The organism is Candidatus Methylomirabilis sp., assembly GCA_036000645.1.
Lineage (GTDB): Bacteria > Methylomirabilota > Methylomirabilia > Methylomirabilales > JACPAU01 > JACPAU01.
Genome location: DASYVA010000161.1, coordinates 1 through 14,607 on the forward strand (window position 1 = coordinate 1; position 14,607 = coordinate 14,607).

A 14,607-nucleotide genomic window follows, 5' to 3' on the forward strand; every position below is an offset into this window, starting at 1 on the left:
GGAGAAGATGGGGCAGTTCGCCCGGGCGGCCGGCCTCTACGAGAAGGCGGGGGACCTGGCCGCGGCCGCCCGCTGCCACGAGCGGGCCGGCGAGTTCCGGAAGGCAGCCGCCCTGATGGGCCGGTTGGATCGCCTGGAGGAGGCGGCCGCCCTGCTGGAGCGGGCCGGCGAGGCGCGGGGCGCTGCGGAGCTGCTGGAGCAAGTGGTGAAGCGTCAGCGGGCGGGGGGGCGGGGCCACCTCCACTCGGAGGGCCAGGCAGCTATCGAGGAGATGGCTCGCCGCTGCGCCGCCCTCTACCTGAAGGCCGGGGCTCCGGAGCTTGCCGCGCGGGTCCTCAGGGAGGCCGGGGCGGAGCGTGAGGCGGCCGACTGCTTCGCCCAGGCAGGCAAGCTGCGCGAGGCCCTCGACCTCTACAAGAAGCATCGGCTGTTCGGGAAGGCCCGTCAGGTGGCCGAAGCGCTCGGCGCGAGCGACGAGGTGGAGCTGATCCGGGGGGAGGAACTTCTGGAGGAGGGGCGGCCCGCCGAGGCCGCCGCCGCCTTCGCCAAAGGGACGGCCTACTTCCGGGCTGGCGAGCTGTACGCCGGGCTGCAGGAGTACGAGAAGGCCGGGGAGATGTTCACCCTGGCGGGGGACCTGGACCAGGCGGCGGAGATGTTCGGGAATTCGGGGGACCCCGCGAAGGCCGGCGCCGCCTTCGAGCGGGCCCGACGCTTCACCGAGGCCGCCCAGTTCTACCGACAGGCCGGCGATGGTGCCAAGGCGGTCGCCGCGCACGCGGCGGCGGGGGAGCACTCCGAGGCCGGGATGCTGTTGAAGGAGCAGGGCGATCTCGAGGGCGCCGTGGCCGCCCTGCAGCAGGTGCCGGCCGCCTCAGAGCGTTTCCTCGAGGCGACCGCCGCCCTCGGCGAGATCTTCCTGGAGACGGAGATGTACGGCCTGGCGAAGGAAAAACTGGAGGGCGCCGTGGCCGCCCATCCGATCAGCACGGCGACCCTGGACCTCTACTACCTGCTGGCCCTCGCCCACGAAAAGAGCGGCGAGGCGCAGGCGGCCCTCGCCCTCTACGAGAAGGTCATGGCCTTCCAGCTCACCTACCGGGATGTCCAGACCCGGACCGCCGCCCTGCAGGAGCGGCGGGCCGGGGCCGTGACCCAGAGTGTCCCGCGGCCCGCGGCGGACCAGCCGGAACGGTACAAGATCATCCGGGAGTTGGGGCGGGGTGGCATGGGGCTCGTCTACCTGGCCGAGGACAGCCTCCTGAAGCGTCCCGTCGCCTACAAGGTTCTCCCGACCGCGATCCAGGCGAGCGCGAAGGGGGTAGAGGAGTTCCTCGGGGAGGCGCGGATCGTCGCCTCGCTGCTGCACCCCAACATCGTCACCCTCTACGATGCCGGGGACACCGGGCAGGGTCTCTATCTCGTCATGGAATACGTGGATGGGGAGACCCTGATGGCCCTTCTCGGGAAGCGGCCGCGCTTCGGGCTGCGCGAGGTGCTCTACGTGGCCCAGAAGGTGGGGGCCGGGTTGGCGCACGCCCACGCCCGCGGGGTGGTACACGGCGACATCACGCCGGCGAACATCATGGTGAGCAAAAGCCGCGCGGTGAAGATCATGGACTTCGGGCTGGCCAAGACCCGGGAGCGGGCGGTGGCGGCCACCACCACGATCCGGGGTACCCCCCCCTACATGGCCCCGGAGCAGATCCAGGGGAAGGGCATGGGCGCGCAGAGCGACCTGTATGCCCTGGCCTGCACGCTCTACCACATGGCGACGGGGGCCCCCCCCTTTACGGAGGGGGAGGTTCTCTACCATCACCTCCACACTCCGGCGCCGTCTCCTTCCACCCGTGTCCCGGACCTCCCGGAGGGCTTCAGCCGCGCCCTCCAGCGCTGCCTGGAGAAGGAGCCCGCGAAGCGGCCCCAGGGGGTCCGGGAGTTCCTGGCTGAGATCCTCCCCCGTCCCGCCTCCGCGAGCCGCTAGGGCTGCACGGCGTCCCTCCGCGTCCGTCCCCCTCACTGCACCGAGACTTCCCGCAGCGCCGCAGCCGCCTCCTCGGGCGGCAGCGGGTTCTCGTAGAACTCCTCCTCCCGGTGCAGGCGGGCGAGGCGGGCCGTCCGGGGGAGGATCTCCAGGTGCCAGTGGAAGTCCTGCCCGAGCGTGGTCCACTCCCCGGCCGGCCGCTCCGCCAGCTCGTTGGGGGCATCGTGGAGGACTAGGTTGTAGTCCGGCACCAGAGGCTCGAGACGGGCCAGCGTCCGGCGGAGCAGGGCGGCCAAGCCGGGGAGACCCGCCTCCCCGTCCGGGGCGCAGCGGGCGAAGGCGTGCTGGTGACGGCGGGGGAAGAGCCAGATCTCGTACGGGAAGCGGGGCGCGAAGGGGCAGAAGGCGACGAAGGTGGGACTCACCTCCACGAGCCTGCGGCCATCCCGCAGTTCCTGGTGGAGCATGTCGCAGGCGAGGCAACGCTCCTTGTAGTCGAAGTGCTGCTTCGCCCAGCGCAGCTCCTGCTCCAGCCGCCGGGGGATCACCGGAGTCGCGACCAGGTGGGAATGGGGGTGGTCGATGAGGGAGCCGGCCAGCGGGCCCTGGTTGCGGAAGAGGAGGACGTAGCGGAACCGGGGGTCCCGGTGCAGGCCGCTCACGCGCGCCTGGATGAGCCGGAAGACGTCGGCGAGCTCGGCATCGTGGAACTGGGGGGGGCGCCGGCCGTGCTCGCGGCACTCGACGATGACCTCATGGGCCCCCACGTTGCGCATCCGGTCGTAGAGGCCTTCCCCGGTGCGGTCGAGAGGACCCTCGATCCGGAAGACGGGGGAGCGGTCTGCGAAGCAGCGGACGCGCCAGGCCCCGTCGGGACCCGCAATGGCGGCGATGGTGGGAGGGGTCTCCCCCTCACGGCCGGGGCAGAAGGGGCAGCCCTCCGAGGCCTGCTTCCCCTCCGGCTCCTGAGGGGCCTTCCCGACCAGGATCCAGGCCCGGGTGGTGGGATCCAGGCGCATCTCGCGGCCGCCGCCGCTCACGGGAGCGCGTCCCGCCCCGCACGCAGGCCACGCTGGAGGAGGGCCTCCAGGATGGCCTCGAGGGACTCGGTGCGCGCGGCGGCTTCACCCTGCAGGGCCTTCACGAGGTCGGCGGGGAGGAAGAGGACGAGACGCTTGCGGGGGCCGGAGCGGCCCCGGCGCCGGCCGCGGCGGACGGCGCGGGGCGCGCGGCCCCCCCGGCGAGAACGCGGCGGCGGAGGGGGCATGGCACCTCTCGGGGAGAGTGCGAGTGGCCGGGCCGAACCCCGTCGGGGGCATGCTATTACAGACGGGGAAGTGCCGCAATGCCGGAGGCGGAGGCGGGGGGCAGGTGCGGCAGAGCGCGGAGAGGAGGTGCCGCTACCGGGCCAGGATGGGCTGGAGGAACTGTCGCAGGGCGGTCGCCTCCTGCGCACCGATGTTGCCGAAGGTCACTCCCATCCCCGGTTGGAACCCGTTGCTGCTGCGGAGGCTGTTCTGCCAGACGACGTGGCTCGACAGGTACAGGGGGCGCTGGCTCCCGGGGAGGGTGAGGTGCAGGAGAAGCTCCTCGCCGGCGGCGGAAGGGGTGGGCGTGGCGAGGAAGGCGCCGGTCGCGCTCAGGTTCAGCGTCGTGGCCGGCTGAAAGGTCTCTCCCAGCATCACCTGGACGCCCAGCCGGACGGGCAAGCGCGGACTGCGCTGGACCTGGGCCCTCTCGCCGAGGGACCTCAGGAGATCGGCGAACGTGAACTCGGTGATGTCCTCCAGGAACCGGAGCCCGTGGGGAACGACGATCCCCAGGTCTGTTCGGCGCGTCGGCCCGGCCCAGACCACGCGGGTCCGCAGGGAGTGCTCCCCGGCAAGCGAGACCGTGACGGGCGTTGGTGGCTTGAGGAGGGTCGGCAGGAGCAAGCGCAGGCCCCCGCAGCCCACCGTGTCGACCTTCCCGTCCAGCGGGACCGTCCGGTCGCGGGAGAGCAGGGCCGTGCAGCGGCTCGGGAGGTACATCTGCGTGCGGGGGTGGCGCCGCGCGAACATCGGGCTCATGACTGCCTCCTCTATGGAACCGCAGGATGGGGACTATGAAAAAGATGACAGGATCCGCCAGCAGCAAAGCCGGTGCCAGGCCCCCCCTCTTCGCGCGGGACCTGAAGCTCCAGAGGGTAAGTCCTGGGAAGATCGGGGGGCAGCGACAGGGATCATTCCCCCCGCATTCCAGGCGGTGGGGATCGCCGTTCCGCTCCGGGGGGGAAAACTCCCAATGTGCGTGTTATGATGCGGACCGGCCGGAGCGGCCACGCACAGGGGAGAGAAAGGGGCGGCGATGCAGCGGACGGCGGGTGCAGTGGTGGTCGGCGCCGGCGTGATGGGGGCGAGTGTCGCCTTTCACCTCGCCCGGGCTGGGGTGCGCCAGGTCCTCGTCCTGGAGAAGACGGGGATCGCGGCCGGCGGCACCGGGAAGTCTGCGGCCTTCATCCGGATGCACTACACGAACGAGCCGGAAGCCCGGATGGCCATCGCTTCCTTCCCCGTCTACCAGCACTGGGGGGACGCCGTCGGCGGGGACTGCGGCTTCACCCGAACCGGCTTCGTCATGACCGTCCTGCCGGAGGACGCCGAGGCGCTCCGGCGGAACGTCGCGATGCTCCAGGGCCTCGGGGCCAAGACGGAGGTGCTGACCGCCGCGGAGGTGAAAGCCGCGGCTCCGGCTCTGGCGACGGAGGACCTGGCCCTCGCCGCTTATGAGCCCGAGAGTGGGTACGCCGATCCCATCGCCACGACGCGGGCCTTCCTGGAGCAGGCCCAGGCCCGTGGAGCACGCCTCGAGGTGGGCGCGGAGGTCCTGGCGCTTCGGACCCGGGCGGGCCGGATCGCGGGGGTGGAGACGACCCGGGGACCGGTGGACGCCCCGACCGTCGTCCTCCTGACCGGCCCCTGGACCCCCCGGCTCCTGCGAACGGCCGGGGCCGAGCTGCACATCACCCCGCACCGGGCTCAGCTCGCCGCCTTCCGCAGGCCGCCCCTGCTGGCGGCGGGCCACCCCACGGTCATCGATGGGGCGGTCGGTGCCTATTTCCGGCCGGCCCGGGACGACCTCACCCTGGTCGGGGTCGGCCTCTGGAACGGGCAAGGGCCGGCCGATCCGGACGCGTACGAACAGGCGAACGACCCGGAGTTCCTCCTGGTCGCCCGGGCGAAGCTCGCCCGCCGTCTTCCGGCAATGGGGGACGCCCCCTACGTTCGGGGCCACGCCGGCATCTACGACATGAGCCCGGACACCCGGGCGATTCTGGACGAGGTGCCGACCGTCCGGGGTCTCTTCGTCGCGGCCGGCTTCAGCGGGACCGGGTTCAAGAAGGCCCCTGCCGTCGGGGCCTGCCTGAGCGAGCTGATCCTGGACGGGCGCGCCCGGACGGTGGATCTCCGGCCGTTCCGGTGGAGCCGCTATGCGGAGGGCGACCCGATCCGCGGCCAGCACGAGTACCGCCTGCCGGCCGATTTCGGCCACAAGATCTAGCCAGACCCCCCCGAAACACCGACGCCCACGGGCTGTTCGGCCCGGGGGCGTGGGCGGCCTTGGGAATGAGGCCTACAGGTCCTGGGGCTTCAGGGTCTTCCGCTTGTTGTCCAGGCAGCGCCGCTCGGCCCCGACGAGGAGTTCGCGCACCTTCCGGTCCAGGGCAGCGTAGAAGTCACTGGCGACGTTGCACTTCTTGACGGCGTCCTTCGTCCGGCTCTTGGAGATGATGAGATCGCCCCCCTTGCCTGCCCGCTTCGCCATCCGTCATCCCTCCTTCGCAAAGGTGTGGGAGCCAAAAACCCGCCCCTGTATACCCCACGGCGCCGGGACTTGTAAAGCCCCTTGCGGACGCCTTGCGTCCACCGGCCGCCTCCGGTAGACTAAGGCCCTTCACCGAGGGTCGACGCTGATGCGCGGGAGTTCTCTTCGCCTCCAGATGCGATTCCACCACTACCGGGCGGTGGGCTGGGTCCTGGCCGACGGGCCCCTGAGCCGCGGCTACACGGCCGTCGTCACCCAAGATGGCTGCCCGGGTTGCCTCGTCTGCCAGCGGACGACCGAGTGGTTCATGGAGTTTGCCCGCCTGGCCCGGGTCCTCATCGGGATCAACATTCGGGACTGCCTGCACTGGGGGCATCTGCAGGATAACCCCCAGCCCCTCATCGTCCCAGCCTCAAACCTCCAGGGGTGCAACCGGGCCACCCTCGCGCGCCTTCGGGAGGCCTACACCGCGCTCGAGGAGCCGGAGCGTCCGGTGCTGGACGAGGTCTGGTCGCGCGACCGGAACCTCTCCCAGCGCGACCGCTTCGAGGACCGCCTGGCCATCTTGGCCCGGATGGTGGAGCTGTGGGAAGACGGACAGTACATCGGCTGGCCGAGCTAGCCGCTCCCCGCCGCTCCTCGCGCCCGGGGCGCCGCCGGCCGCCCGGGTCGCTCCGGGGATTCCTGAAAGGAAGCCCGTGCGCGTGACCGAACCGCAGACCCGGCTCGCAGAGGTCGAGGCGCTCGTCCAGCGCTTCCCGGACCTGCCGGCGGAGGCCCTCGTCAAGGAGGACCTCCTGCGCACGGGGCTCGCCTTCAGCGAGGACGCCCTTCGGATCGCGACCGGTTTCAAGCCGAAGACCTACTTCATCTTCTCCTTTGACCTCATTCCGATCGTCCAGATGAAGCAGGAGGAGCACCTCCGGGCCCCCGAGGAGATCGCCCTCGAGGGGGGTCCGTGGCGCTTCCGGCGGGTGATCGTCTCGGTCCGGGTGAACCCGTCTTCCCCCTACCGGGTCGAGCTCCGGGATGGCCAGCTGGCGCTCACGCTGGAGGGAACTCCGCTCGCGCACGTCGCCTACCAGCGGGCGCCCGCCTACTACGCCCGAACGGCCCAAAACGGCAAGCCGCTGCACGAGATCGCCCCGACTATCGAGTGGGGGTACCTGATCTACCTCACCGTCTTCCGGCTGTGCCAGTACTTCGGGAAGCAGGAGGAGTGCCAGTTCTGCGATATCAATGAGAACTACCGCCAGCAGGTGAAGGCCGGCCGACCCTACACCCAGGTGAAGACGGTGGCGGAGGTCCTGGAGGCCCTGGAGGCCATCGCCGCCACCGACACGGCCAGCGGGGCCTACACGGTCACCGGGGGGAGCATTACCGGGAGCCTCCAGGGCAAGGCGGAGGTGGACTTCTACGCCCAGTACCCCGCGGCCGTCGAGGCGAAGTTCCCGGGGCGCTGGATCAGCAAGATGGTGGTCCAGGCCCTGCCCAAGGATCAGGTTCAGAAGTTCAAGGACGCCGGCGTCCAGATCTACCACCCCAACTACGAGGTCTGGGACCGGCGCCTCTTCGACCTCATCTGCCCGGGGAAGGCCCGCTACATCGGCCGCGACGAGTGGATCCGGCGAATCCTGGACGCCGCCACCGTCTTCGGGCCGGAGAAGGTCATCCCCAACTTCGTGGCCGGGATCGAGATGTCCAAGCCCCACGGCTTTCCCACGGTGGAGGAGGCGATCGCCTCCACCGCCGAGGGCCTGGAGTTCTTCATGTCCCACGGGGTCTGCCCCCGCTTCACCACTTGGTGCCCCGAGCCCCTTTCCCTCCTGGGGAGCACCCAGGGCGGGGCACCCCTGGAATACCACGCCCGCCTGCTGCAGACGTGGCGGGACACCCACGCCAGGCATCGCCTTCCCGTCCCCCCCGGCTACGGGCCACCCGGCATCGGCCGGGCGATCTTCTCCGTGAGCGCCTTCATGGACGTCATCCGCGAAGCCGCCTGACATCGGGAGCCCCGCGCCAGCGTTTGCGGCGGGGAGAAGGCCCGCCAATTCCGGGGGATCCGTCTCTAGGGGGTGGGACTGGCCCCGCGCGGGAGGGTGAGCGTGACGGGGGCGGAGCCCCCCTCCCAAGCGAAGGGGGCGGCGGAGGCGAAGTCGGGGCGGCCGATGTCGGTGGCGGCAAACTCCTGGGTCCAGCCGTTCTCGAAGCCGAACTCCTCCAGCATCTCCAGGACCTCGGCGTACTCCCGCGCCCGGATTTTCCGGCTGATGAGGTCCTTCCGGCCGGCCTTGTTCGTCGGGTAGTACTGGGCCATGATGCTCAGATGGACGGCCGGGGAGAGTTCCTCGGCGACGAAGCGCAGGCACTCGCGGCTGCCCGCGATGTCATTGGGCAGGATCAGGTGCCGGATGATGAGTCCCCGGCGGGCGAGGCCCGCCTCATCCAGGAGGAGGTCGGGCCCCATTTGCCGGTACATCTCCTTCAGGGCGGTCCGGCTGGCCTCTGCGTAGTTCCCCGCGACCGAGTACTCCTTCGCCGCAGCGTTGTCGCTGTACTTCAGGTCCGGCAGGTAGATGTCCACGATCCCGTCCAGGAGGCGGAGGACCGCCACGCTGTCATAGGCGTTGGTGTTGTAGACCAGCGGGAGGCGAAGCCCCCGGGGGGCGGCCAGGGCGAGGGCGGCCACGATCTGCGGGACGAAGTGGGTCGGGGAGACCAGGTTGATGTTGTGGCATCCCCGCTCCTGCAGGGCCAGCATGGCCTTCGCCAGCCCCTCGACCGGGACCGTGTTGCGCCGCTGGCCCTTCCAGTCCTGGCTGATCTGCCAGTTCTGGCAGTAGACGCAGCGCATGTTGCAGTTGCCGAAGAAGATATTGCCGGCCCCCCCCGTTCCCGTGAGGCAGGGCTCTTCGCCGAAGTGGGGGACGACGGCGCTCACCACCGCATCCGCCCCGCTCCAGCAGAACCCCACCTCGCCCCGCAGGCGGTTGACGCGGCAGTCCTTGGGGCAGATGTCACAGGCGCCGAGCATCGCCGAGAGGCGCTCGGCCCGGCGGGCCAACTCCCCGCTCTCGCTGAGCGGCAGGTAGGACGGCAGCATGGGCCGGAGTCTAGCGCCTCAGCGCGGGCCTTGTAAAGCTCCAGGGACCCGGCGAGGGGCCAGAGGACGGCGGCGGGGCTAGCGCCCCGCGCGACGGCGGAGGAGGAAGGCGGCCGCGCGTCCGGCGCCGCGGAGGAGGCGCCGGAGCAGGCGCTGGCCGCGCAGGAAGCGGGCGAGGGCGGCGTTGACCTGCTCCGGCCGCTCGAGCGGGAGCATGTGGCCCGCCCCCGGGATCAGGACGAGCTCACAGTTCGCGAGACCCTCCTGGAGCCAGGTGGCATAGCGGGGAGGCGTGATGTGGTCCTCGGTCCCGCAGAGGATGAGGGTGGGGCGACGCAGGCCGGAAAGGGCGGACCGGACATCGAACGCCTTCGCGGCGCCGATGTCGGCCCGAATGATGTCGGGGGGGCACCCGGCGACCGCAGCCCGCGCGAGGGCCAGCGCCTCCGCGCTCACCCCCTCCCCCAGGAACAGGTCACGGAACTTCCCCGGCGCCACCGCGGCCGGAAGGAGGAACAGGTTCGGGGTCGCGGCCAGAGCCGGGAAGTGCGCGCCGGTGGCGATCAGGATGAGGCCCCGGACCCGCCCCGGGTACCGGAGGGCCAGCTCGAGCGCCACGGCCCCTCCCAGGGAATGCCCGGCCACGAAGAACCGACCGGGCGCGAGGTGGGCCATCGTCTCCGCCACCGCTGCGGCGTAGCCGGGGATGGAGGGGGAGGCGATCCGCCCGGAAATGCCGTGGCCGGGCAGGTCCACCGCCAGGGGACGGGCGGCGTCCCGGAGACCACGCAACTGGTACGTCCAGGACGCGGCGTTGCCGCCCGTCCCGTGGATCAAGAGCAGAACGGGGCTGGTGGCGTGCCGGGGCGGTGTGACGAGGTAATGCAGCCGGACCGTTCCCCCCTCCACGAAATGGGAGGCGGGGCGGGAAGCCCCGTCTTCCCCCCTGCCGTTCCCCCGCGCCAGGGCGTTGCCGCTAAGCGGGAGAATCCGGGGCTTTGCCTCAGATGTGGCCATCTGGTCCATGGTGGTTGAGTAACGAGCAAGTTTCGTACCGACGATGCGTCTGTTCATTTCATTGTAGGATACCATAGCGTCGTGGTATGGATTCTGCAGTCTAGCGGCAGGACGGCTTGCACCGGACGAGTAGCCGAGGAGGGTTGCATGCAGGAGCTCATTCGGGCATGGGCCGCCTTTACCCTGGGGCCGCTCACGGGCTACCAGGATCTCTGGAGAGAGGTCGCGCGGATCCAGTGGGAGCAGGGGCGGGCAGTGGGCCGCTTCCTGGCGAGCGTCAGTGGGAATCCCTGGGCCGGGATCGGCGGTGGCACGCTCTCCCCGCGGCATGGGGACGTGTATCCCGGCAAGCGCGTGGCGCACACCAAGACCTTCACCGACGCCGGGACCCTCTTCTTCGGGTTCCTCTCCCTCGACTTCAACCCCCTGCACTTCAACGAGACGTTGGCCGGGCGAACGCGCTTCGGCGGGCGCATCGCCCACGGCTTTCACACCGCGAGCCTGTTCTCCGGCGTCCTGGCGGAGCTCTGCCCCTGGTGCGTCTACCTGCGGCAGGAGATGGAGTTCACCGCCCCTGTTCGGCACGGCGACCGGATCACGGCGACCGGCACCATCGCGGGAATCGACGCGAAGGGGGTCGTCAGCGTTGCCCTCGAGTGCCGCAACGATCGGGGGGAGATTGTGGTGCGGGGGCAGGCCCTGGTGAAGAAGCTGAAGGAGGTCTACGGGAGCGCGCCGCCCCTTGCCGTGGAGCAACCCCCTGTGGAGGCCGAGTGAGGGGCGGTCCGTCGGGTTTCAACCGCTCCTGGAGGCCCGGGTCTAAGGCGGGTAGGGCGGGGAAGGACCCCGGCCCGAAGCAGATCAGGAGGCCAACGATGCGAAACCGGACGGACGGCTGGCGGATGGTCGGCCTTGCGGCGGCCCTCCTGCTGGCGACTGGGGCTTCCCCGGAGGCGGGGCCGCCAGCAGCGCAGAGCGGAAGCCCGGAGGTGCGGCAGGAGTATCGCGAGCGGATGCGGGTCCTTCACCAGGAGTTCCGCAGCCGCCTGAGGAGTCTGAAGGGCGAGTACCGCGCCCGGCGTCAGGCCCTCCGGGCGGAGTTCGAGGCCCGCCACGGGGTGGCAGGGCCGAAGGAGATGCCAGGGCCAGCCCCCGGCCCCCCGGCTCCGTAAGGCTCACTCATTGAACAATAGAGTACGGTAGAGTACGGTCCCCAGAAAGACCCGGGCCGCGGAGACCAGATCCGGCTCCCCGAAGAGACCGCAACGGCCGCCCATCCGGGCGGCCGTGGTCTTTTCGGCTGCTGGCAGGAGAGGGAGTTATGGCTTCCTCTGGCCGGAGCCCCGCCCTTCCCTGTCCTCCCCCTTTGGGCTGGCGAGATCGAGCAGGAACAGGATGGGGTCCACGAGGAAGTAGGCCAGGATCCCGCCGATGATCAAGAGCCCGCCTAGCCCCGGGAGCCCCGCCACGACCATCACCATCCCGATCGGGATGCACGCGAACGATGCCCAACTGAGCAGGCCGCGCGCAACGCGCCGCAGCCCTCTGCCCGCTCGCGCTACCAGCCCCATCGGGCTCCTCCGCGTCTCGGAGAGTCCGCCTTCCATTCAGGATCGGGGACCACGCTGTGCGCTATCGGGCCTGGCCCCCCTTCTTCCGCTCGTAGTGCCGGCGGGCCTTGGCCCGGTTGCCGCAGACCCCCATGTCGCACCACCGGCGGCTCCGGTTCCGGCTCCGGTCCAGGAAGAGCCAGGCGCAGCTCTCCGCCTCGCACTCCCGGACCTTGGTCAGCTCCGCAGAAGTCAGCAGGTCCGCTGTCGACCGGGCCACCGGCCAGAGCATCCGATCGAGTCGCTGACCATTCGTCATCCACTCCCACGCGAAGCGATCTCCCGCCGGGACGAGCCCCAATAGGGGCAGCGCGTCGGCCAGCGCGGCGTTCAAGGCGGCGAGGTCGCCCCCCTCCGCCGGGCGCTCGGCTGCGACCGCAGAGAAGATCCGGTAGATCGCCTCCCGCAGGTGGATGGCGCGTTCGAGAACCGCGGCGGCTTCTGCGGGGTGCCGCTGGGCTTCCCGGCGGAGAGCCCGCGCCTCGCGTTCCGTCACGACGCCCGCCTGCCGGCTCCAGGCCACCAGGTCGCCATAGCCGACCAGCCGTTCCCTCGGGTGGCTGGCGAGCCGGTTGGACAGGGTGTTGGCGAAGTCGAGGCACGCGCGGCCGCCCGAAAGGTCGAACGTGGGTGCCGGGGAACCAGATTGCATCCCCCCTCCTTTGCGCGCCCGCCTGCCGGTGGAACTAACCATTACAATTCTATTGACAGGTTATACAGGGATAGCATAGTCTCTAACCTGCATAAAGAGTATAGCAGGATATATGGCGGTCGGCAAGGGCAACGAACGGGCGGGGGAGCCGCGGGGAGGGTCATCATGGCAGGGTGGTTCTATCTGGAGCACGTCCTGGCCGAGCGGGCCCGTGAGGTCGCCGGGCAGATGGCCGAGGCTGCCGCACGCCGGTCCCAGGTGACAGGGGACGAGCGGGCGGTCCTGAGCGGCACGCTGGCCGGTTGGAACTCGGCCCGCGCCTCCCGGGTGGCCGGTCTCGTGGCCCTGGCCGTGGCCGGGACGCTGGGAGTGCCGGCCGGGATTCTGGGAGCGGTGTGGACGATCGAGCGGATGGTGGGGCTCCTCCTGAAGTAGCGCGAGAGGGCTTCCACTGGGGTGCCGGCTCAGGGCGTCGCGCCGAGCTGGAATCGCTGCACCTCTGCCCATCGCCCGGCCTGCGCCGAGAACCCGAAGGCCCGCCGTCGCGTGAGGACGCTGGCCACCTCCCCGGAGACCCGGAACGCTTCGAGCCCTTCCTCCTCCGGAACGGGGACCTCGTCCACCTGGCCGAGCAGGGCCGAGAACCCGATCGCCCGGCGGCTGGTGAGGACTACGGCCACGGCGCCGTCGGCCCCCGTTTTCACGACCCGCTCCCCCGAGTCGAGCCGGACGACCGTCCAGCTCCCCGTCCGCCCGCTGAAGAAGAGCGCCTCCCGCTTGATGACGTGCAGGAGGACGAGGGTCCGGAGGTCATCCTCGGCGGCCGCCGCCGCACCGGCCGCGAACAGCAGGATCGTCAGGGAAACACTCAGCCGCAGCCAGGGCCGGGTCACGGGCCTCCCTAGGCCAGGACGGCCAGGGCCTCCTCGTAGCGGTGGAAGGGCGGGATCACGTAGACGCCGGCGGCGGTCTCCCGGACGACGGCGTACACCTCGCGCGCGATCCGGAGGCCCTCGGCCCGGGCCTCCGGTCCCGCCTGCTTCATCAGGTCCTGGATCCGATCCGGCACGACGATCCCCGGGACCTCGTTGTGGAGCCGGAGCGCCTGCTTGTAGGAGGCGAGCGGCCAGACCCCTACGAGGATAGGGATGGGGGGCCTTCCCAGGATTTTCAGGAAATCCGTCCAGAGCTCCGGGGCGAAGAGGGGCTGGGTCATGGCGAACTGGGCTCCGGCCGCCACCTTCTGCTCAAATCGCCTGAGCTCCGTCTCCAGGTCCTGCGCCGTCGGGTTGAGCGCGACGCCCACCGTGAACGCGGTGGGGGGTCCGATGACCTTTCCGGCGTGGTCCAGGCCCTGGTTGAGCCGCTGGATGAGCTGGACGAGGCCGATGGAGTCGACCTCGAAGACCCCGCGGGCCTGGGGGTAGTCCCCGATGGCCGGCGGATCCCCGGTGATCGCCAGGATGTTCCGGATCCCCCCCACCGCCCAGGCTCCCATCAGAGCGGACTGCAGCCCCATGACCGACATGTCCCGGGTGGTCAGGTGCGGGACCGTCTCGATCCCCACCCGCCGCTCGATGGCCATGGCCATCATGAGGGAATCGAGCTGGATGCGCGCGAGCGTCCCCGAGTTGATGTCCACCGCGTCCACGCACTCCGCCTCCTTCAGCCCCTTCGCCGCTTCCAGGACCCGGTCCAGGACGATCCCCTTGGGCGGGTCCAGCTCGACCAGGCGCAGGAAGGTCCCCGCCCGGAGCTTCCGGGCGAAGGGCGAGAGTTCGGTCGAGGGAGCGTGGATCTCCTCCGCCACCTCCGGCGCAGCGGCGACGCTGACCGCCTGCGCCGGGCCCAGGTACCGGACCGCTTCCGCCATCGCGCGGATGTGGGCGGGCGCGGTCCCGCAGCAGCCCCCTACGATCCGAGCGCCGAGGCGGACCGCGTCCTGAGCGAAGTTGGCGAAGTACTCGGGGGAGGAGGCGGGGTAGACGATCCGGCCGGCCACCCGGGAGGGGAACCCCGCGTTGGGCTGAGCCGAGAGGGCGTGGCCGTCTGCCGCCGCCGCCATCTCCCGGAGAATCCCCAGCGTGTCCCCGGGCCCCACGCTGCAGTTGAGGCCGAAGGCCGCCAGCTGGAGTGGCCGCAGCGCCTCTGCGGCGGCGCGCGCGCTCACCCCCGTCGGGGTCTTGGCCTCCTCGGTGAAGGTGAGCTGGGCGACCACCGGCAAGCGGGAGGCCCCCCGGAGGGCCCGCAGGCAGCAGAGGAGCTCGGCGAGCGAAGGAAAGGTCTCCACCATGAAGAGGTTCACCCCCCGGTCCTCGAGCGCCCGGGCCTGCTCCTGGTACGCCTCGGTGAAGGCCGTGACGCTCGGCTCCTCCAGGGCCTCGGTGAGCGTCCCGACCGGGCCGATGGAGCCGGCGATGAAGACCTCCCGGCCCGC

The 14,607-nt window shown here is 70.8% G+C and carries 17 protein-coding genes; 7 read left to right on the plus strand and 10 right to left on the minus strand.

All coding sequences use genetic code 11. From position 1 onward, the window contains the following. Positions 1 to 1,984 (plus strand): protein kinase (locus VGT06_09110; protein ID HEV8663281.1); only part of this gene is annotated, 1,984 nt, incomplete at its 5' end. 32 nt (positions 1,985 to 2,016) lie between these two features. On the opposite strand, the gene VGT06_09115 is transcribed toward VGT06_09110, so the two are convergent. The 3 genes from VGT06_09115 to VGT06_09125 form a co-directional block, all read right to left on the minus strand. Beyond that, positions 2,017 to 3,024, minus strand: a complete 1,008-nt coding sequence (locus VGT06_09115; protein ID HEV8663282.1) for a galactose-1-phosphate uridylyltransferase — start codon at positions 3,022 to 3,024, stop codon at positions 2,017 to 2,019. Further along, positions 3,021 to 3,251, minus strand: coding sequence for a hypothetical protein (locus tag VGT06_09120; protein ID HEV8663283.1), 231 nt, complete (start codon positions 3,249 to 3,251; stop codon positions 3,021 to 3,023). Before VGT06_09120 ends, VGT06_09115 begins: the two co-directional genes overlap by 4 nt. A 133-nt stretch (positions 3,252 to 3,384) precedes the next feature. Beyond that, positions 3,385 to 4,053, minus strand: coding sequence for a PilZ domain-containing protein (locus VGT06_09125; GenBank protein ID HEV8663284.1), 669 nt, complete (start codon positions 4,051 to 4,053; stop codon positions 3,385 to 3,387). A 277-nt stretch (positions 4,054 to 4,330) separates the two neighbouring features. Between VGT06_09125 and VGT06_09130 the strand changes: the two genes are divergently transcribed. After that, positions 4,331 to 5,524, plus strand: coding sequence for an FAD-binding oxidoreductase (locus tag VGT06_09130; GenBank protein HEV8663285.1), 1,194 nt, complete (start codon positions 4,331 to 4,333; stop codon positions 5,522 to 5,524). A 72-nt stretch (positions 5,525 to 5,596) separates the two neighbouring features. Here the strand turns inward: VGT06_09130 and VGT06_09135 are convergent, their stop codons facing one another. Next, on the minus strand, positions 5,597 to 5,788 hold the full coding sequence (locus tag VGT06_09135; protein ID HEV8663286.1) for a DUF1931 domain-containing protein: 192 nt from the start codon (positions 5,786 to 5,788) through the stop codon (positions 5,597 to 5,599). Positions 5,789 to 5,936: 148 nt separating this feature from the next. On the opposite strand from VGT06_09135, the gene VGT06_09140 reads away from it, so the two are divergent. Both VGT06_09140 and VGT06_09145 read left to right on the plus strand, forming a co-directional pair. Continuing rightward, positions 5,937 to 6,410 (plus strand): hypothetical protein, encoded by a 474-nt coding sequence (locus tag VGT06_09140; protein ID HEV8663287.1) that lies wholly within the window; start codon positions 5,937 to 5,939, stop codon positions 6,408 to 6,410. 82 nt (positions 6,411 to 6,492) lie between these two features. Further along, positions 6,493 to 7,791, plus strand: a complete 1,299-nt coding sequence (locus tag VGT06_09145; GenBank protein HEV8663288.1) for a radical SAM protein — start codon at positions 6,493 to 6,495, stop codon at positions 7,789 to 7,791. A 65-nt stretch (positions 7,792 to 7,856) separates the two neighbouring features. Here VGT06_09145 and VGT06_09150 read toward each other — a convergent pair whose 3' ends face one another. Further along, complete coding sequence (locus tag VGT06_09150; protein HEV8663289.1) at positions 7,857 to 8,891, minus strand: radical SAM protein; 1,035 nt, start codon at positions 8,889 to 8,891, stop codon at positions 7,857 to 7,859. A 78-nt stretch (positions 8,892 to 8,969) separates the two neighbouring features. Continuing rightward, positions 8,970 to 9,908, minus strand: coding sequence for an alpha/beta fold hydrolase (locus tag VGT06_09155; GenBank protein ID HEV8663290.1), 939 nt, complete (start codon positions 9,906 to 9,908; stop codon positions 8,970 to 8,972). Positions 9,909 to 10,055: 147 nt separating this feature from the next. Here VGT06_09155 and VGT06_09160 point away from each other — a divergent pair, with 147 nt between their 5' ends. Both VGT06_09160 and VGT06_09165 read left to right on the plus strand, forming a co-directional pair. Then, on the plus strand, positions 10,056 to 10,685 hold the full coding sequence (locus VGT06_09160; protein HEV8663291.1) for a MaoC family dehydratase: 630 nt from the start codon (positions 10,056 to 10,058) through the stop codon (positions 10,683 to 10,685). 98 nt (positions 10,686 to 10,783) lie between these two features. Beyond that, entirely contained in the window at positions 10,784 to 11,080 is a 297-nt protein-coding gene (locus tag VGT06_09165) for a hypothetical protein (GenBank protein HEV8663292.1), read from the plus strand. 147 nt (positions 11,081 to 11,227) lie between these two features. Here the strand turns inward: VGT06_09165 and VGT06_09170 are convergent, their stop codons facing one another. Together VGT06_09170 and VGT06_09175 are read right to left on the minus strand one after the other, a co-directional pair. Then, positions 11,228 to 11,479: a hypothetical protein gene (locus VGT06_09170; protein ID HEV8663293.1), complete on the minus strand. Its 252-nt coding sequence runs from the start codon at positions 11,477 to 11,479 to the stop codon at positions 11,228 to 11,230. A 61-nt stretch (positions 11,480 to 11,540) separates the two neighbouring features. Beyond that, complete coding sequence (locus VGT06_09175; protein HEV8663294.1) at positions 11,541 to 12,170, minus strand: ABATE domain-containing protein; 630 nt, start codon at positions 12,168 to 12,170, stop codon at positions 11,541 to 11,543. Between the two features lie 165 nt (positions 12,171 to 12,335). Here VGT06_09175 and VGT06_09180 point away from each other — a divergent pair, with 165 nt between their 5' ends. Next, positions 12,336 to 12,605, plus strand: coding sequence for a hypothetical protein (locus tag VGT06_09180; protein ID HEV8663295.1), 270 nt, complete (start codon positions 12,336 to 12,338; stop codon positions 12,603 to 12,605). A 29-nt stretch (positions 12,606 to 12,634) separates the two neighbouring features. Here the strand turns inward: VGT06_09180 and VGT06_09185 are convergent, their stop codons facing one another. Beyond that, positions 12,635 to 13,063, minus strand: coding sequence for a hypothetical protein (locus VGT06_09185; GenBank protein ID HEV8663296.1), 429 nt, complete (start codon positions 13,061 to 13,063; stop codon positions 12,635 to 12,637). A gap of 8 nt (positions 13,064 to 13,071) precedes the next feature. After that, a partial coding sequence (locus VGT06_09190) for a bifunctional homocysteine S-methyltransferase/methylenetetrahydrofolate reductase (GenBank protein HEV8663297.1) occupies positions 13,072 to 14,607 on the minus strand: 1,536 nt, incomplete at its 5' end.

Coding starts and splice junctions, on each gene's coding strand:
- VGT06_09135 (HEV8663286.1), bottom strand. CDS start 5,788: ATGGCGAAGCGGGCAGGCAAGGGGGGCGATCTCATCATCTCCAAGAGC.
- VGT06_09125 (HEV8663284.1), bottom strand. CDS start 4,053: ATGAGCCCGATGTTCGCGCGGCGCCACCCCCGCACGCAGATGTACCTC.
- VGT06_09120 (HEV8663283.1), bottom strand. CDS start 3,251: ATGCCCCCTCCGCCGCCGCGTTCTCGCCGGGGGGGCCGCGCGCCCCGC.
- VGT06_09180 (HEV8663295.1), top strand. CDS start 12,336: ATGGCAGGGTGGTTCTATCTGGAGCACGTCCTGGCCGAGCGGGCCCGT.
- VGT06_09165 (HEV8663292.1), top strand. CDS start 10,784: ATGCGAAACCGGACGGACGGCTGGCGGATGGTCGGCCTTGCGGCGGCC.
- VGT06_09160 (HEV8663291.1), top strand. CDS start 10,056: ATGCAGGAGCTCATTCGGGCATGGGCCGCCTTTACCCTGGGGCCGCTC.
- VGT06_09140 (HEV8663287.1), top strand. CDS start 5,937: ATGCGCGGGAGTTCTCTTCGCCTCCAGATGCGATTCCACCACTACCGG.
- VGT06_09155 (HEV8663290.1), bottom strand. CDS start 9,908: ATGGCCACATCTGAGGCAAAGCCCCGGATTCTCCCGCTTAGCGGCAAC.
- VGT06_09150 (HEV8663289.1), bottom strand. CDS start 8,891: ATGCTGCCGTCCTACCTGCCGCTCAGCGAGAGCGGGGAGTTGGCCCGC.
- VGT06_09130 (HEV8663285.1), top strand. CDS start 4,331: ATGCAGCGGACGGCGGGTGCAGTGGTGGTCGGCGCCGGCGTGATGGGG.
- VGT06_09170 (HEV8663293.1), bottom strand. CDS start 11,479: ATGGGGCTGGTAGCGCGAGCGGGCAGAGGGCTGCGGCGCGTTGCGCGC.
- VGT06_09175 (HEV8663294.1), bottom strand. CDS start 12,170: ATGCAATCTGGTTCCCCGGCACCCACGTTCGACCTTTCGGGCGGCCGC.